Genomic DNA, 17,981 nt, shown 5'->3' with positions numbered 1-17,981 from the left:
GAAAATGGCCGACCGAACCTATTACGCGCCGCAGGGCGGCCACCCCGGCCAGAGCGAGCTGCTGACCGGCCGGGCCGTCTTCACCGAGGCCTACGCCGTCATTCCAAGGGGGGTGATGCAGGACATCGTCACCAGCGCCCTGCCGTTCTGGGACAAGACCCGCGTCTGGGTGCTGTCGCGCCCGCTGTCGGGTTTTGCCGAGACGTTTTCGCAATACATCGTCGAGGTCGCGCCCGGCGGCGGCAGCGACCGGCCGGAACCGGATGCCGGCGCCGAGGGCGCCCTGTTTGTGGTCGAGGGCGAGCTGAGCGTTTTGCTGGCTGGCGAGAAGCATGTCCTGCAGCCGGGCGGCTTTGCTTTCCTGCCGCCGGCCAGCGGATGGACAGTTCGCAACGAGAGCGGCGCTGCTCTCCGCTTCCACTGGATCCGCAAGGCTTACGACGCCGTCGAAGGCATTGGTGTCCCGCAAGCCTTCTTTGCCAACGAACAGGACATTGCGCCGACGCCGATGCCCGGCACCGAGGGCCGTTGGGCGACGACGCGCTTCGTTGACTCTGAAGACATGCGCCACGACATGCATGTCACCATCGTCACGCTCGAACCGGGCGCGGTCATTCCCTTCGCCGAGACGCATGTCATGGAACACGGCCTCTATGTGCTGGAGGGCAAGGCGGTCTACCGCCTCAACCAGGACTGGGTCGAGGTCGAGGCCGGCGACTATATGTGGCTGCGCGCCTTCTGTCCGCAGGCCTGCTATGCTGGCGGCCCCGGAAAATTCCGCTATTTGCTCTACAAGGATGTCAACCGGCACGCCAAGCTTGGTGGCGCCGGCGTCGGGAGGCGCGCGCCATGACCCGCATCGTGGCGCGGCCGCTAACCCGCGAAAATTTTGCCGAGTTCGGCGACGTCATCGATTTGGGCGGCGGCAATCACTACCCGATCAATCGCGGCAAGGCCGAGCGCTATCACAACCTCGCCACCGCCGAAGCGCAGGGGCCGAATGGGCGCGTGCTGATCTCCATGGTGCGCGGCACGCCTTACGATTTTCCGCTGAAGCTCACCATGGTCGAGCGTCATCCGTTCGGCAGCCAGGCTTTCATGCCGTTGTCGCCACGGCCGTTCCTGGTCGTCGTCTGCCATGATGGCGACGACGGCCCGGGCGAGCCGCACGCCTTCCTCACCGCGCCCGGGCAGGGCGTCAATTATCCGCGCAATCGCTGGCACGGCGTGCTGACGCCGATCGGCGAGGCTCAGGATTTCCTCGTCGTCGATCGCGGTGGCGACGGCTCCAACCTCGAAGAATGCCATTTCTCGCACGCCTATGAGATCCATCTTCCCGACGGGAGCCAGTGATGGCCGACGTCTCGTTGATCGACCGCCTGCTCGACGTCATCGAGCATGACATCGTGCCGAAGACGGCCGAAGGAGTCGCCCACGGCAACAAGCTGTTCGGCGCCGCGATCCTGCGCAAGAACGACCGTTCGCTGGTGCTCGCCGAAACCAACAACGAGACGGAAAATCCGCTCTGGCATGGTGAAGTGCACTGCCTGAAGCGGTTTTATGAAATGCCGAAGGCTGAGCGCGTCGACACCAAGGACGCGATTTTTCTCGCCACGCACGAACCCTGCTCGCTCTGCCTGTCGGCGATCACCTGGACCGGCTTCGACAATTTCTACTATCTTTTTTCGCATGAGGATTCGCGCGACAGCTTCGCCATCCCGCACGATCTGAAGATCCTGAAGGAGGTCTTCACCCTCGACCCCGGCTGCTACAATGCCGAGAATGCCTACTGGAAGGGTTTTTCGATCCGCAGACTGGTGTCGTTGCTGCCCGAGACCGAGCGCCTGCGACTGGGAACGCGGATCGGCAAAATCTCCGCACGCTATGACGAATTGTCCGTCGCCTATCAAGCGAGCAAGGCTGACAACGACATTCCGTTGAGTTGAATGCCCCAAAGTTCAAAGCTTGAAATGCCCCCTTTATGGTGGCATACTGTGTTATGGAGAAACGCAGGCCCACTTACGATCTTGATGCTATCAAGGCGGAGTTGGGCTCTGTAGATACGCTGGCAATCACGACGTCCGGCCTGCGGGATGCGGTTGGCCTCGGCTTCGATCGCTCCGGTATAGTCGAGGTGATCGGCAGCATCACGCGAAAAATGTTTGTAAAGTCAATGACGACATTCGCCGACCATCGTGTCTGGCAAGATGTCTACCACGTGCCAGCACGCGAGTTGGTGCTCTATGTGAAATTTCAGGCCGACGTCGTGACCGGATTCACAGTCATGTCGTTCAAGGAAAAGTGACTATGACGACGAAAGTAAATAAGGAAACGAACACCATGATCTCCCCAGAAACAGGAGAAACGCTGACGCGTGGAGTGCGTCCGTTCACTGTGACTTACAAGGGCGAGAGCATGATCGTCGATCTGCCGGGGTATTATCCCCCATCGGGAGATGAGGGCGTGCATGTCGGGGACGACATGACTGTCGTCGATGCAGCGCTCCGCATCCTCAAAGAAAAGATCGACGGCGTTCCGGCGCCGGCCACCATCCGTCGCGTGCGCACAAAGCTCAAACTGTCGCAGCGCGAGGCGGGATCCCTGTTCAAAGTCGGCGAGAACGCTTTCGACAAATACGAACGGGGTTTGATTGAGCCGAGTGGCCCGACCATTCAGTTGATGACGCTGTTGGAAAAACATCCCGAACTGCTGGACGAGTTGCGATAGCGCGCTCCCTGACAGGTCGCATATTTTTTTGCTCCAGTCGCGAATGACGATTGAAAGTCGCCTCGCTGCGGGGCGTTATGCCCCGGATGAAGACCATCACTGAATTTGCCCGCAAGGTCGTCGAATTTCCGGACATGGGCATCGTCATGCCGGATGGCTGCCGGCTGTCGGCGCGAATGTGGATGCCGGCCGATGCTGCCGACGATCCGGTGCCGGCGATCCTTGAGCACCTGCCCTACCGCAAGCGCGACGGCACAATTTATCGGGACCAGCTGACGCATCCCTATTTCGCCGGTCACGGCTACGCCTCTATCCGCGTCGACATGCGCGGCAATGGCGATTCCGAAGGGCTGATGGATGACGAATATTCCGAGCAGGAATTGCAGGACGCATGCGACGTGATCGACTGGGCGGCGGCCCAGCCCTGGTGCAACGGCAATGTCGGCATGATGGGCATCTCCTGGGGCGGCTTCAACTGCCTGCAGGTTGCAGCCAAGCAGCCGCCGGCGTTGAAGGCAGTCATCAGCCTGTGCTCGACCGTCGACCGCTATGCCGACGACATCCACTACAAGGGCGGCTGCCTGCTGATCGAGAATTTCGGCTGGGCCTCGACCATGCTCTCCTATTCGTCGCGGCCACCGGACCCGCTGCTGGCCGGCGACAACAGATGGCGCGACCTATGGCTGACCCGGCTGGAGAACCAGCCCTTCCTGGCGCCGCTGTGGCTGAGACACCAGCACCGCGACGCCTATTGGAAGCGCGGTTCGATCTGCGAGAACTATTCCGCCATCCAAGCCGCCGTGCTGTCGATCGGCGGCTGGCATGACGGCTATCGCAATACGATTTCCTACCTCGCGGCCAATATCGAGGCGCCGGTCAAGGGCATCGTCGGCCCGTGGATCCACAAGTACCCGCATTACGCCGCACCGAAACCAGCGATCGGCTTCCTGCAGGAGGCCTTGCGCTGGTGGGACCGCTGGTTGAAAGGCATCGACACCGGCGTCGAGGCCGACCCGGCCTACCGCGCCTATGTGATGGACAGCGTGCGCCCCGCGCGTTGGCACCCCGAGCGGCCCGGCCGCTGGGTTGCCGAAGCAGACTGGCCATCGCCCAACATCAAGGCTGAGGCGATCGAACTGATCCCGGAAGGCGCCAGGCCTGTAATCGTGGCTTCGCCACAAAGCTGCGGCCTCGCCGGCGGCGAATATTTCCCCTTCACCTTCGGGCCGGAACTGCCCGGCGACCAGCGCCCCGACGATGCGCTGTCGGTGTGTTTCGACCAGCCCCCGCTCGGCGAGGCGATCGACATTGTCGGCGCGCCGGAGGTTTTGATCCAGGTCGCCTCGGATCGACCGCAGGCGAACATCGCGGTGCGGCTGTGCGACGTGCATCCTGACGGCGCATCCGAATTGATCTCCTACGGCGTGCTCAACCTGACGCACCGCAACTCGCATGAATTCCCCGAGGCGCTGGTGCCGGAAGAGACCGTTTTGGCGCGGGTCGTGCTCGATCAATGTGCCTATCGCGTGCCATCAGGCCATCGCCTGCGTATTGCCGTTTCGAACGCCTACTGGCCGATGATCTGGCCATCGCCGGAACCGGTTCGGCTCGACCTGTCGGCGGCTACGCTGAAGCTGCCGCTGCGTCCGCCGGCGCAAGGCGACGAAGTCACGTTCCCTACGCCCGAGGCAGCCGTGCCCTGGGCAACCGAAACGGTCCGTGCCGCCAATTCGGAGCGTCATGTTGATCGCGACGAGAAGACCGGAATCGTCACGCTTTCCATTGTCGACGATTTCGGCGAGGTGCGCGACCTGGAGCATGGCCTCGCCAATGGCAGCGTCGCCCGCGAGACATGGGCGATCCATCCTGACAATCCGCTGTCAGCGTCGGGCAAGACGCACTGGACGCACACGCTGTCGCGAAATGGATGGTCGGTGCGCACAGAAACGTCAGCCGAGATGCGGTCCGATGCGCAAAACTTCATTATTAGCGCCAGAATCGAAGCCTATGAAGGCGAGGAACTGGTTTTCGAGCGTAATTTCGAAGAGAAAATCCCGCGCGATCTGCTTTGAGCGCTTATGCGGATTGGTCCAATTGCGACGTACGATTTACGCCACGGCATGTCGCATTCGGTCTTGCTTACGGCGTTCCCTTGCGGTCATTATTCTCCTCACAAGAAACCATAAAAAACGACCACAAGGTCGAACCAACAGAGTGAGGAACTCAACATGTCAAACGAACTGGAATTTCTTAGCCGGCGCGTCGCATCCGGCAAACTGAGCCGTCGTGATTTTCTCGGCCGGGCGGCAGCGCTCGGCGTCACCGCGACCTTCGCCAACTCGCTGCTTTCAAGTGCAGCGCGCGCCGCGGGTCCGGTGAAGGGCGGCACGTTGAAGGCCGGCCTGGTCGGCGGCGAGTCCACCAACAGCCTCGATCCGGCCCTGTTCATGACGCAGGTGCCGTTCGCCTTCGGCAAGATGTGGGGCGAACTGATCGTCGAGCTTTCCCCGGAAGGCACGCTCGAGAACCGCATCGCCGAGGAGATCGGCTCGTCTGACGACGCCAAGGTCTGGACGCTGAAGATTCGCGACGGCGTCGAATTCCATAACGGCAAGACGGTAACCGCCGAGGACGTCGCCGCCACACTCGAACGCCATTCGGACGAGAAGTCGAAGTCGGGCGCGCTCGGCTACATGAAAGGCATCGAGAGCATCAAGGCCAGCGGCAAGGAAGTCGTGCTGACGCTGAAGGAAGCCAATGCCGACCTGCCCTATCTGCTTAGCGATTACCATTTGATCATCCAGCCCAATGGCGGCAAGGACAAGGCCGACGCCGGCATCTCGGCCGGACCCTACAAGATCACCACCAACGAGCCCGGCGTGCGCCATGGCGGCGAGCGGTTCGCCAATTACTGGCAGGCCGACAAGATGGGCCATGCCGACCAGATCGAGATCATCGTCATCAACGACGCCACGGCGCGCACTTCGGCCTTGCAGGGCGGCCAGGTCAACATGATCAACCGCGTCGAGCCGAAGATCGTCGACCTGATCAAGCGGCTGCCCGGCGTCACCATCCGCAACCATGCGGGTCCTGGCCACTACGTCTTCATCATGCATTGCAACACGGCGCCGTTCGACAACAACGATTTGCGCATGGCGCTGAAGCTGGCGATCGACCGCGAGGAGATGCTCGACAAGATCCTCAGAGGCTATGGCTCGCTCGGCAACGACTTCCCGATCAACTCGGCCTATCCGCTGTTTTCCGAGGACATCGAGCAGCGCAAATACGATCCCGACAAGGCCAAGTTTCATTTCAAGAAGTCGGGCCATGACGGCGCCGTCCTGCTCAGGACATCGGACGTCGCCTTCCCCGGCGCCGTCGATGCCGCGCAGCTGTTCCAGCAAAGCGCGGCCAAGGCCGGCATCACGCTGGAGATCAAGCGCGAGCCGGGCGACGGCTACTGGTCGGAAGTATGGAACAAGCAGCCCTTCTGCGCCTCCTACTGGGGCGGACGCTCGACGCAGGACCAGATGTACTCGACTGCGTACCTGTCGACGGCCGACTGGAACGACACGCGTTTCAAGCGTCCCGAGTTCGACAAGATGGTGCTGGCGGCGCGTGCCGAGCTCGACGAAGCCAAGCGCAAGGCGATGTATCGCGACATGGCGATGCTCGTCCGCGACGAAGGTGGCCTGATCCTGCCGATGTTCAACCAGTTCATCGACGCGACGGGCGCCAAGGTCGCCGGCTGGGTCGACGATCCGCATCAGGAGCTGATGAACGGGTACGCTCTGGCAAAGTGCTGGCTCGAAGCCTGAGCCCGGCCTTGCGGAGATGTCCTCACCCATCGTGAAACTGGTGGCCCAGCGCATTGCGCTGGGCATCCTCCTGCTGTTGGCCGTATCGGTCCTGATCTTCGCCGGCACCCAGATCCTGCCCGGCGACGTCGCGCAAGCCATCCTCGGACAGTCGGCGACACCGGAGTCGCTTGCCAATCTGCGCGAGCAGCTCGGCCTCAACGATCCGGCCTTTATCCGCTATTTCCGCTGGCTCGGCGGCGTCGTGACCGGTGATCTCGGCACCGCCATGTCGAGCGGGCAGGATATTGCGACGTCGATCAAGGGGCGGTTGTGGAACACGCTGTTCCTCGCCTTCTGGGCGGCGGTCGTTGCCGTGCCGCTGGCGATCATCCTCGGCCTGATTGCGGTGCGTTACCGCAATGGCTGGGTCGACAAGCTGATCTCCGGACTGGCGCTTGCCTCGACCTCGTTTCCCGAATTCTTCATCGGCTATGTGCTGGTCTATTTCTTTGCCGTGAAATACCAGATCTTCCCCGGCATCTCGACGGTCTATGACGGGATGCCGTTCGGCGAGCGCATGCAGGCGATCATGCTGCCGGCGGCGGCACTGACGCTGGTGGTGCTCGCCCACATGATGCGCATGACGCGCGCCGCGATCCTCAATGTCATGCAATCGGCTTATGTCGAGACGGCGGAGCTCAAGGGGCTTTCGGCATTCGCCGTCATTCGCAGGCATGCCTTCCCCAATGCGATTGCGCCGATCATCAACGTCGTCATGCTCAACCTCGCCTACCTGATCGTCGGCGTCGTCGTTGTCGAAGTGATCTTCGTCTATCCGGGCATGGGGCAGTATCTCGTCGACCACGTCACCAAGCGTGACGTACCGGTGGTGCAGGCGGTCGGCCTGATCTTCGCCGCGGTTTATATCAGCCTGAACATCATTGCGGACATAGCGGCGATCGTCGCCAATCCGCGTCTCAGACATCCGAAGTGAGGGGCGGCGCTGTGCTCGACATAAAACGCATCCCCATCCCTGCGCTGATCGGCCTGGTGCTGACGGCATTGTTCGTGCTGGCGGCGATCTTCGCGCCCTGGATCGCGCCTTACGGCAATGGCGAGATCGTCGGCGACGTCTGGGCACCGATGTCGGCGACACATTTGCTGGGCACCGACAATCTCGGCCGCGACCTTCTTTCGCGCATGATCTACGGCGCCCGCGTCACGCTGTTCATCGCGGTGCTGGCCACCGCGCTGTCCTTCTCGCTCGGCGCCATCCTTGGCTTCTCGGCGGCGGTTTTTGGCGGCTGGTTCGACACGCTTATGTCGCGCCTTGTCGATCTCCTGATGTCTATCCCGACGCTGATCATGGGCCTCGTCGTGCTCTCCGTGCTGCCAACCAATCTGGTGACGCTGATCCTGGTCATGGGCATCCTCGACTCGACCCGCGTCTACCGCCTGTCGCGGGCGGTCGCCGTCGACATCAACGTCATGGATTTCGTCGAGGCGGCCAAGCTGCGCGGCGAAGGCAGCGTGTGGATCATCTTCCGCGAGATCCTGCCCAATGCGTTGTCGCCGCTGGTTTCGGAACTCGGCCTGCGCTTCATCTATGCCGTGCTGTTCCTGTCGACACTGTCCTTCCTCGGCCTCGGCGTGCAGCCGCCTAGCGCCGATTGGGGCGGCATGGTCAAGGAAAACAAGGACGGCATCGTCTTCGGCATCGCGGCGGCGCTCATCCCTGCCGCGGCGATCGCCATGCTGGCGATTTCCGTCAACCTTGTCGCCGACTGGGTGCTCAACCGCACGACGAGCCTGAAGGGAGGGCGCGGGTAATGGCTGACCAGCGAGCAAAGTCCGTGCTGCTCGATATCCGCAATCTGCGCATCGAGGCCACCGTGTTCCCGCCGGGCGAAGCGCCGAAGAACATCGTGCTGGTCCACGACGTCTCGCTGTCGCTCGAGAAGGGCAAGGTGCTCGGCCTGATCGGCGAGTCTGGAGCCGGCAAGTCGACCATCGGCCTGGCGTCGATGGGCTATGGCCGCGGCGGCGTGCGGATCACCGGCGGCGAAGTGATCCTCAACGGCCGCGACATTCTCAAGGGCGGCAAGGAGGGCTTTCGCAAGCTGCGGGGCCGCGAGGTTTGCTATGTCGCGCAATCGGCTGCCGCCGCCTTCAACCCGGCGCACAGGCTTATGGACCAGGTCGTCGAGGCGACGCTTCTGCATGGCACGGCAACACGGGCCGCGGCCGAAATGCGTGCCATCGCGCTGTTCAAGAAGCTCAGCCTGCCGAACCCAGAAAGCATCGGCGAGCGCTTTCCGCACCAGGTGTCCGGCGGCCAGCTGCAGCGCGTGATGACGGCGATGGCGCTGTGCTCCGAGCCCGACCTGATCGTCTTCGACGAGCCGACCACGGCGCTCGACGTGACGACGCAGATCGACGTGCTGGCGGCGATCAAGGACGCCATCCGCGACACGCACGTCGCGGCGCTGTACATCACCCACGACCTTGCCGTCGTCGCCCAGGTCTCGGACGAGATCATGGTGCTGCGCCATGGCCGGCTGGTCGAATGGGGCGGCACCCGCCAGATCATCAAGGAGCCGCGCCAGGAATACACCAATGCGCTGGTCTCGGTGCATGAGATCGAGCACCAGGAACAGAAGCCCGGCACGACGCCGTTCCTGTCGGTCAAGAACATCACCGCCGCCTATGGCCGCAGCCACATCAAGGTGCTGAAGAACGTCTCGGTTGACATCTATCCTGGCCAGACGCTGGCGGTGGTCGGCGAGTCCGGCTCGGGCAAGTCGACGCTGGCGCGCGCCATCACCGGCCTTCTGCCGCCCGAACAAGGCACCGTCACCTTCGACGGGCGGCCGCTCGCCAACCGGCTTGCCGATCGGCCCAAGGAGGATCTGCGCCAGTTGCAGATGATCTACCAGATGGCCGACGTGGCGATGAACCCGCGCCAGACCGTCGGCACCATCATCGGCCGGCCGCTCGAATTCTATTTTGGTTTGCGCGGCCGCGAGCGCGACAAGCGCGTCGCCGAATTGCTTGACAAGATCGAAATGGGCAAGGGCTTTGTCGACCGCTACCCGGCCGAGCTTTCCGGTGGCCAGAAGCAGCGCGTCTGCATCGCCCGTTCGCTTGCCGCCAAGCCGAAGCTGATCATCTGCGACGAGGTGACCTCGGCGCTCGACCCGCTGGTCGCCAACGGCATCCTGAAGTTGCTGCTCGAGCTGCAGAAGGAGGAAAACGTCGCCTATTTGTTCATCACCCACGACCTCGCGACGGTGAAGTCGATCGCCGATTCGATCGCGGTGATGTATCGCGGCGAGGTGGTGCGCTATGGCGCCAAGAGCCAGGTGCTGGCGCCGCCGTTCGATGCCTATACCGACCTTCTCTTGTCCTCAGTCCCCGAAATGGAGATCGGCTGGCTGGAAAAGGCGATCAAGGGACGGCGCATGGCCAGCGCGGGGAATTAGACACACCGGTGGCGCTGAAAACAAAACTTCTGCTGATCATCCTCGACGGCGTGCCTTACCGCAACTGGCGCCGGCTGATGGGCAACCTCGAAGGCTGGGTGCAATCGGGCGAAGCGCGCGTCTGGAAGATGCGTTCCGTGCTGCCGTCGACCTCTGCCTGCTGCTATGCCTCGATCCACACCGGCGTAGCGCCGCAGGTGCATGGCATCTTGACCAACGAGAACCGCTTCCGCGTCGAGCAGCCGGATATCTTCTCCGAGGTCAGCAGGGCCGGCGGCAAGACAGGTGCGGTCACCCATTCCTACTGGTCCGAATTCTTCCGGGCCTATCCGTTCGATCTGGTCGAGGACATGGAGTTCGACGAGCCGGGCGGGCCGATCACCCATGGCCGGTTCCACACCATGACCGGCTACAATGCCCGCAACCAGATGACGCCGAGCGACGTCGACCTGTTCGCGACGCTGACCATGCTGACCAGACGCCACGGCATCGACTACGGCATCCTGCACACCTGCACGCTGGACTCGATGGGCCACCGCTTCGGCCATGACTGCCATGAGATGGACCATGCCGTCTATGCGATGGACGGCATGCTCGCCGCCTTCCTGCCGCGCTGGCGGAAAGCCGGCTACGAGGTCATCGTGACCGCCGATCACGGCCAGACCGATCGCGGCCATCATGGCGGCCATGACGACGAGATGCAGGATTTTGCTCTGTATTATTTCGGACAGGGCAACGGGCCGGAGGCCGACACGCTGCTAGACCAGCTGCAGCTTGCGCCGACGGTGCTTGCGCGCCTCGGCGTCCCGGTGCCCGCGACAATGAAGGCCAGGCCGTTCCTCGACTGAGCGCGCGTCTTCCCTTCTCCCCCTTGTGGGAGAAGGTGGATTGTCGCGAAGCGGCAAGACGGATGAGGGGTGTTGGAAGAAACTCGGCGTAAAAATATTGAGGGATTTGAAGCGCTTATTTCTTCGGTGTAGCGATCCGTCCAGCACCCCTCATCCGACCGAGCTTCGCTCGGCCACCTTCTCCCACAGGGGGATAAGGGAAGAACCTCCCTCTGGCAACACTGCCGCTCTTCGGCTAGCTTTCAGGGAATTCTGGGCGGAAAGCGGTGAACCTTTTTGGGCCGATCAGCGACAGAGCAGACAGGAGCCAGGCGGCTCGATCGGCCATGACGGCAGCGACGGAAACCGATCGCGCGCTTGTCGGCCGGGTCGCCAAAGGCGACCGTGCCGCCGTGCGGCTCCTGTTCATGCGCCACCACGCGCGGGTCTACCGCTTCGTGGTGCGCCAGACGGGATCGGAAATGATGGCCGACGATATCGCCAACGAGGTGTTTCTCGAACTCTGGCGCCAGGCGCCCGGCTTCGAGGGGCGCTCGGAAGTCTCGACATGGCTGCTCGGCATCGCCCGCTTCAAGGCGCTGTCGTCGCTGCGCAAGAAAAAGGAAGACTGGATCGACGACGATGACGCGGCCCAGGTCGCCGACGGCGCCGACTCTCCGGAAGTCGTCACCATGAAGGAAGACAAGGGCGCCGCGTTGCGGCGCTTCGTCGATGCCTTGCCGGAAGAACACCGAACGGTGATCGACCTTGCCTATTACCACGGACAGTCGGTGACCGAGATCGGCGAGGTGCTCGGCATCCCGGTCGCCACCGTCAAGACCAGGATGTTCTACGCCCGCAAGAAACTCGGCGAGGCCCTCAAGGCCGCCGGTTACGACAGGGGGTGGCCATGAGCGCCGCTGAAAAGATGTCGCGCCGCGATGAAATGGAAACGCTGCTGCCGTTCTATCTGAATGGCTCGCTGGAAGGTGCAGAGCTCGAAGCCGTCGAGGAATGGCTGGCGACCGACCCGGCAGCGCTTGCCGCACTCGGCGAGGCCGAAGCCGAATTCTCCGGCACCGCTGCATCCAATGAAGCGATCCGTCCGCCGGCCGATGCGCTCAGCCGCTTCGCCCGGGCGCTCGACGCCGAGGCCGGTCCAGCGCGCGCGCCGGCGGCGTCCTGGCTGGCGCAAGCGTGGGGCCGCTTCACGGCAGTTCCCGCCGGCGTTGCCTGGGCTGCGGCCGCGGCTCTGCTGGCGCTTGTTGTGGTGCAGTCGTTTGAGCAGCCTGGCGGCATCGACAGCGATTTCGAAATTGCCGGCCAGCAAGGCGATCTTGCGAAAATGCCGTTCGCGCTGGTCACGTTCAAGCCGGATGCGAAGATGGCCGACATTGTCGCTTTTCTTGGCGAGCACCAGCTGAAGATTGCCGCCGGCCCAACCGCCGAAGGTGTCTTCCGTCTTGGCATTCCGGCCGCGACCGCAGCCGACTATGAAAAAGTGCTCGGCCTGATTGCCGCCCAGCCTTTCGCGGAGGCTGTGGTCGAGGGAAGGAAACCGGTCGATGGCGGCTAGGGCGGTCATCCGATTTGCGGCGCTGCTCGTGGCGGCGATGATAATCGGCGCTGTGCCTGCCTTGGCGCAGACCAATGATCCGAACCTTACGCAGACTGAAATCGACTGCCTCAACCGAGGGGCGACGGCGGCCGACTGCATCAAGCGCGACACAAAGGATGGCAGCGGCGAAAGGCCCGGCGCAGGTCCTGCCGCGACAAATGCGGTGCTTCTTCCCGCGCTGATCGTCGACCTGTTCCCCAATCCGATCGGCGGCGGCCAAGCGCCGCTGCCGACGCCCGATCCGCGCCGCGATCCGGCCAGCGGTGCGTTGCCGCCGCCAGTCCCGCCTGCCGGTGCGACAGCGATACAAGCCGCTGCGGCGGGCGGCCCGATCGTTTCGCCCAGCGATCTCGTCGCGGCCGAGCCGCCGCGCGCCATCGTCGGTGATTTCGTGCCGGACGAGGTGCTGGTGACGGTGGAGGGCGATGCCGTCCAGCAGATCGCCGCCTCCTTTGGCCTCGAGGTGCGCTCGCAGCGCCAGTCTCAGTTGCTCGGCTCCACGCTGGTGCGCTTCGGCATTCCCGATGGCCGCCCGGTCGGCGTCGTGCTGGCGCAGCTTGCCGCCGACGGCCGCACTTTGCGGCGCGAGCCCAACCATATCTACTCGCTGCAGCAGGCAGCCACCATCGTCAACTATGCCTTCGAGCGCATCGCGCTCGATGCGAAAGAGGCGAGCGGCGAGAATGTACGCATCGCCGTCATCGACACCGCCATCGACGATACCAACCCGGCCCTAAGAGGCGTCATCGCCGATCAGTTCGACGCCATGCCCGATGTGCCGATCGAGGCGCGCGATCACGGCACCTCGATCGACGGCCTGATCGCCGGCGTCGGCGCGCTCAAAGGCATGGCGCCGGGCGCCAGGATCTACCACGCCCGCGCCTTCGAGGGCGGCAAGTCGACCATGGACGTCATCCTTGCGGCGCTGGACTGGGCGGCGGAGCAAGACGTCCGCATCATCAATATGAGCTTCGTCGGCCCGAAGAACGACCTGCTCGGCGTCGCCTGCCGCAATGCTCGCGCCTTGGGCATCGTGCTGGTCGCCGCCGCCGGCAACAACGGACCGAAGGCGCCCTACGGCTACCCGGCCGCCTTCGACGGCGTCATCGCGGTGACCGCCACCGATGCCAAGGATGGGTTGATGCAGCAGGCCAATCGCGGCGCCTACGTCTTCCTCTCCGCTCCCGGCGTCGAGATGGTAGCGCCGAGCGGCGCCGGTTCGGATGTGGTCACCGGCACCTCGTTTGCCGCAGCCATCGTCACCGGCGCGATCGCCAATCTGCTGCATGCCGCACCCGACCGTTCCGCCGACTGGGTCGAGAAAGCGCTGGCCGCCACGGCCAGGGATCTCGGCCCCAAGGGCAGGGACAATGATTTCGGCTATGGCCTGTTGGATATCAGGGCGGCCGAGGCGGCGAAGGAGTAAGTCCGCGTGGGAGGTAAAGCGATGAGGGGCGGCGCGAAGCACCCCCCTCTGTCCGGCCGGACAGAGGGGGCGAACCGCGATGTCGTATTTCCCGGTACCCGCCAACATTTGACCCCTTACGGCGGTGCGCCGGCGACCGATCCCCTGATGACCAGGTCGACCGGCCAGACTTCGCCGCGGGCGCCCTCCTCCGATCCGGAAATCCGCGCCGCCAGCCGCTCGGCGATACGAGCGCCGGCCAGGCGGATCGACGAACGCGTCGTCGACAACGGCACCGAAAAATTCTCCGGCTTCAGCCAGGGGAAGACGTCGTCGTGGGCGATCAGCGACAGGTCGCCCGGAATGGTCAGGCCGAGATCGCGCACCGCTCGCACGACGCCGAGCGCCATGATCAGGCTGGAGCAGGCGATCGCGGTCGGCGCATCGCTTTGCTCAAGTAAGCGCCTGGCGGCGCGGTAGCCGTTCTCCTCGGTCATGGCGAGGGAACAGACATCGCCTTCGCCAAGCGCCAGACCGCTTGCCGCCAGCGCTCGGCGCACACCACGCTCGCGGTGAATGGCGAAGGTCTCGCGGCCGTCGCCGTTGATCAGCGCCAGCCGCCGGTGACCGAGTTGGACGAGCAACCGTGCCGCCTCGTGGAAGGCGCCCTCATTGTCGATGTCGGTGAAAGGGTAATCGAAATCGAGCCCTTCACTGCGGCCATGGACGATAAAGGGGATGCCGAGCGTGCTGACCAGCGCCACCCGCCGGTCGGCCGGCCTCGGCGAGGAGATGTAGACGGCGTCGACCTGCCGGTTGGCGACGATGCGCCGATAGGTCGTCTCCTGATCGTCGGCATCGGCGGGGGACAGCACTAGGTCGAGTTCGTGCGAACGGGCGTAGTCGCCGAGACCGGAGAGGAACTCGACGAAATGCGGGTCGATGTCGACGGCCGCCCCGGTCGGCAAGACATAACCGATCATCCCGGTCTTGCCGGTAGCCAGCCGACGCGCGCTCGGGTTGGGGCGATAGCCGTGGCGCTTGGCTGCGTCGATCACCCGCCGGCGCGTTTCCTCGTTGACTTCCGGGTAGCCGTTCAGCGCGCGGCTTACCGTCGTCTGCGAAAGCGCCAGCATGTGGGAAAGCTGTTTGAGGTTCACCGGAGGCCTCCAAGCCTCAAAGCGCTTTAACTATGGGTCGCTCGCGCCACGGCGGCAAGCGCTACCGATGCGACGATCATAAGCACCTTTTCTCACCGGTTTGAAGCAAAATTTGCTGTTGCAGCGCCCAAAATGGTGCTGCAGCGCACTTTGTTTGCTCTTGCGGCCGTGAAATTAAATCGATTAGTTTACCAGCCTCTTGACTTCTGATTAATTCAGTGGCGTGATTGCGAAGACCAAAGCGCTTTGGAAGACTCTTCGAAAGGTTGCGGTTCCCTTCCGAGTGAGTCACAGTCCTGCAGCGTCGGCGGACGGAATGGAGGTTCCGTCCGGTGTCTGTCACCACTGGGAGGGAATACCAATGAGGAAAATGCTTCTGCTGAGCGCCGCCTTTGTCGGGCTCGCCCTTGGCGCACCGGCGCAAGCCGAACTGAAGTTCAAGCCGGGCGAAGACCCCCGCTTCAACTGGGCGAATTACGAAGAGCTCAAGAAAGTCGACCTCAAGGGCGAGACGCTGTCGATCTTCGGGCCATGGCGCGGCGAGGACGAGGGCCTCATCCGCACCGTTCTCGACTATTTCTCGGAAGCCACCGGCGCCGAGGTCAAATACTCTTCGTCGGAAAATTACGAACAGCAGATCGTCATCGACACGCAGGCCGGCAGCCCGCCCAACATCGCCGTGCTGCCGCAGCCGGGCCTGATCCAGGACCTGGCGTCCAAGGGCCTGCTGACGCCGCTCGGCGACGACACCGCCAACTGGATCAAGGACAATTACGGCGCCGGCCAGTCATGGGTCGATCTCGGCACCTTCAAGGACAAGGATGGCAAGCCGGGCTTTTTCGCCTTCCCATACAAGGCCGACGTGAAATCGCTGGTCTGGTACTCGCCGGACAATTTCGAGGAAGCCGACTACGAGGTGCCGAAGACGCAGGAAGAGCTCGCCGAGCTCGAAAAGCAGATCATCGCCGACGGCGGCACGCCATGGTGCATCGGGCTCGGGTCTGGCGGCGCCACCGGCTGGCCGGCGACCGACTGGGTCGAGGACATCATGCTGCGCACCCAGACGCCCGAGACCTACGACAAGTGGGTGAAGAACGAGATTCCGTTCAACGACCCCGCGGTGGTCAACGCCATCGACATTTTCGGCAAGATCGCGACCGACGACAAGATGGTCGACGGCGGCGCCAAGGCGGTGGCGGCGACCGATTTTCGCGACAGCCCGAAAGGCCTGTTCTCGGTGCCGCCGAAATGCTATTTGCACCACCAGGCGTCGTTCATCCCAACCTTCTTCCCGGAAGGCACCGAGATCGGCCAGGACGCCGATTTCTTCTACTTCCCAGCTTACGCTGCCAAGCCCGACCTCGGCACCCCGGTCCTCGGCGCCGGCACGCTGGCCATGATCACCAAGGATAGCAAGAGTGCCCGCGCGTTCATCGAATTCCTGAAGATGCCGCTCGCCCATGAGATCTGGATGGCCCAGGGCGGCTTTGTGACGCCGTTCAAGTCGGTCAACAAGGACGCCTATGCCAGCGACGCGCTGAAGAAGCAGGGCGAAATCCTCGCCGAGGCCTCGACCTTCCGCTTCGACGGGTCCGACCTGATGCCGGGCAAGATCGGCGCCGGCGCCTTCTGGACCGGCATGATCGATCTCGTCGGCGGCAAGTCCGCCCAGGATGTCGCCACCGATATCCAGAAGAGCTGGGACGCGATCAAGTAGGCGGTCCCGGCTGAACGTCCGATCCTGCATTGATCCGGGCCTCGATGGCCCGGATCCGACCGGCGGCCCGCACAGCAGCAATTTTTATGAGCACATTCCGGCATGACGCGCGACCAGCAAGTGCAAAACCCTGCCTTGCATCCGATCGCGTTCCAAATAACTGAATCGGCCTGTGATCGCATCGCCAAAGTCATTCCCGACTGGCGGATCATGCGCAGAGGGAGGGACCCGTGGCGGCTCAGATTTTCTCGGCCATATTCGTCATCGTCGTCGGCGTCGGCGGCTGCGTCGCCTATTTCTGGGGCGCCAACAAGCTGGTGGACATCATCTTCCCGTCGCGCGGCGTTGCAGGTGCGGCGGCCATCGACAATCTGCGCCGGCAGGGGATGATCCGGCCGTGGCTGTTCGTCGGCCCGGCCATGATCATCCTCACCATCTACCTGATCTACCCGGTCGTGGAGACGCTCAGGCTGTCGTTCCTCGATCGCGGTGGCGCCAATTTCGTCGGCTTCGCCAACTATGAATGGGCGTTCGGCGACCGCGAATTCCGCACCTCCATCCTCAACAACATCATCTGGCTGGCGGTCGTGCCTGCCGCCTGCACCTTCCTCGGGCTGATCATCGCCGTCCTCACCGACAAGATCTGGTGGGGCACAATCGCCAAGAGCCTCATCTTCCTGCCGCTGGCCATCTCGTTCGTCGGCGCCAGCGTCATCTGGAAATTCATCTACGAATACCGCGGTGCTGGCCAGACGCAGATCGGCCTGCTCAACGCCATCATCCAATATTTCGGCGGCCAGCCGGAGGTCTGGATATCGCTGCCGTTCTGGAACAATTTCTTCCTGATGATCATCCTGATCTGGATCCAGACCGGCTTTGCCATGGTCATCCTGTCCTCTGCCTTGCGGGGCATTCCCGAGGAGACGCTGGAGGCGGCCGTCATCGACGGCGCCAATCCGTTCCAGATCTTCTGGAAGATCATGGTGCCGCAGATCTGGGGAACGATCGCCGTCGTCTGGACCACCATCACCATCCTGGTGCTGAAGGTTTTCGACATCGTGCTGACGATGACCAACGGCCAATGGAACAGCCAGGTGCTGGCCAATCTGATGTTCGACTGGATGTTCCGCGGCGGCGGCGATTTCGGCCGTGGCGCCACCATCGCCATCATCATCATGATCGCGGTCATTCCGATCATGATCTGGAACATCCGCCAGGCCAACAAAGAGACGGGAGGACATTGAG

General features: G+C 63.2%; 17 protein-coding genes. 16 read left to right on the top strand and 1 reads right to left on the bottom strand.

The features are described from left to right. Positions 1-4 precede the first annotated feature (4 nt). From AC0L2B_RS30690 to AC0L2B_RS30625, 14 genes are all read left to right on the top strand, one after another. Positions 5-853, top strand: coding sequence for a bifunctional allantoicase/(S)-ureidoglycine aminohydrolase (locus AC0L2B_RS30690; protein ID WP_473748035.1), 849 nt, complete (start codon positions 5-7; stop codon positions 851-853). Then, on the top strand, positions 850-1,353 hold the full coding sequence (locus AC0L2B_RS30685; protein ID WP_473748034.1) for an ureidoglycolate lyase: 504 nt from the start codon (positions 850-852) through the stop codon (positions 1,351-1,353). The genes AC0L2B_RS30690 and AC0L2B_RS30685 overlap by 4 nt, the downstream gene beginning before the upstream one ends. Further along, positions 1,353-1,946, top strand: coding sequence for a nucleoside deaminase (locus AC0L2B_RS30680; protein ID WP_473748033.1), 594 nt, complete (start codon positions 1,353-1,355; stop codon positions 1,944-1,946). The genes AC0L2B_RS30685 and AC0L2B_RS30680 overlap by 1 nt, the downstream gene beginning before the upstream one ends. 53 nt (positions 1,947-1,999) lie before the next feature. Then, positions 2,000-2,305, top strand: a complete 306-nt coding sequence (locus tag AC0L2B_RS30675; RefSeq protein WP_473748032.1) for a type II toxin-antitoxin system MqsR family toxin — start codon at positions 2,000-2,002, stop codon at positions 2,303-2,305. A gap of 2 nt (positions 2,306-2,307) precedes the next feature. Beyond that, positions 2,308-2,727: a type II toxin-antitoxin system MqsA family antitoxin gene (locus AC0L2B_RS30670; RefSeq protein ID WP_473748031.1), complete on the top strand. Its 420-nt coding sequence runs from the start codon at positions 2,308-2,310 to the stop codon at positions 2,725-2,727. An 86-nt stretch (positions 2,728-2,813) separates the two neighbouring features. Beyond that, positions 2,814-4,799 (top strand): CocE/NonD family hydrolase, encoded by a 1,986-nt coding sequence (locus AC0L2B_RS30665; protein ID WP_473748030.1) that lies wholly within the window; start codon positions 2,814-2,816, stop codon positions 4,797-4,799. Positions 4,800-4,955: 156 nt separating this feature from the next. Next, positions 4,956-6,545: an ABC transporter substrate-binding protein gene (locus AC0L2B_RS30660; protein WP_023796835.1), complete on the top strand. Its 1,590-nt coding sequence runs from the start codon at positions 4,956-4,958 to the stop codon at positions 6,543-6,545. A 16-nt stretch (positions 6,546-6,561) separates the two neighbouring features. Beyond that, positions 6,562-7,521, top strand: coding sequence for an ABC transporter permease (locus AC0L2B_RS30655; protein WP_023796836.1), 960 nt, complete (start codon positions 6,562-6,564; stop codon positions 7,519-7,521). A gap of 11 nt (positions 7,522-7,532) precedes the next feature. Continuing rightward, positions 7,533-8,357 carry an ABC transporter permease gene (locus AC0L2B_RS30650; RefSeq protein ID WP_128244537.1) on the top strand — a complete coding sequence of 275 codons (825 nt, stop codon included), beginning with the start codon at positions 7,533-7,535 and terminating at the stop codon, positions 8,355-8,357. After that, positions 8,357-10,009: an ABC transporter ATP-binding protein gene (locus AC0L2B_RS30645; protein ID WP_473748029.1), complete on the top strand. Its 1,653-nt coding sequence runs from the start codon at positions 8,357-8,359 to the stop codon at positions 10,007-10,009. The genes AC0L2B_RS30650 and AC0L2B_RS30645 overlap by 1 nt, the downstream gene beginning before the upstream one ends. Positions 10,010-10,017: 8 nt before the next feature. Further along, positions 10,018-10,857 carry an alkaline phosphatase family protein gene (locus AC0L2B_RS30640; RefSeq protein ID WP_473507824.1) on the top strand — a complete coding sequence of 280 codons (840 nt, stop codon included), beginning with the start codon at positions 10,018-10,020 and terminating at the stop codon, positions 10,855-10,857. Positions 10,858-11,183: 326 nt separating this feature from the next. Then, entirely contained in the window at positions 11,184-11,750 is a 567-nt protein-coding gene (locus AC0L2B_RS30635; RefSeq protein ID WP_473748028.1) for a sigma-70 family RNA polymerase sigma factor, read from the top strand. Then, complete coding sequence (locus AC0L2B_RS30630) at positions 11,747-12,412, top strand: hypothetical protein (protein ID WP_023796841.1); 666 nt, start codon at positions 11,747-11,749, stop codon at positions 12,410-12,412. The genes AC0L2B_RS30635 and AC0L2B_RS30630 overlap by 4 nt, the downstream gene beginning before the upstream one ends. Further along, entirely contained in the window at positions 12,402-13,880 is a 1,479-nt protein-coding gene (locus AC0L2B_RS30625) for a S8 family serine peptidase (protein ID WP_473748027.1), read from the top strand. The genes AC0L2B_RS30630 and AC0L2B_RS30625 overlap by 11 nt, the downstream gene beginning before the upstream one ends. 116 nt (positions 13,881-13,996) lie before the next feature. On the opposite strand, the gene AC0L2B_RS30620 is transcribed toward AC0L2B_RS30625, so the two are convergent. Beyond that, a complete protein-coding gene (locus AC0L2B_RS30620) occupies positions 13,997-15,019 on the bottom strand; it encodes a substrate-binding domain-containing protein (protein ID WP_473748026.1) in 1,023 nt (340 codons plus the stop codon). 361 nt (positions 15,020-15,380) lie between these two features. Here AC0L2B_RS30620 and AC0L2B_RS30615 point away from each other — a divergent pair, with 361 nt between their 5' ends. After that, positions 15,381-16,736, top strand: a complete 1,356-nt coding sequence (locus AC0L2B_RS30615) for an ABC transporter substrate-binding protein (protein WP_473748025.1) — start codon at positions 15,381-15,383, stop codon at positions 16,734-16,736. A gap of 230 nt (positions 16,737-16,966) precedes the next feature. Then, positions 16,967-17,980, top strand: coding sequence for a carbohydrate ABC transporter permease (locus tag AC0L2B_RS30610; RefSeq protein ID WP_473748024.1), 1,014 nt, complete (start codon positions 16,967-16,969; stop codon positions 17,978-17,980). The last annotated feature ends 1 nt before the right edge of the window (position 17,981 follow it).

Source organism: Mesorhizobium sp. WSM4815 (assembly GCF_055811575.1).
The sequence above is the reverse complement of the archived record's forward strand: the minus strand, read 5'-3'. Positions and strand labels throughout refer to the sequence as shown.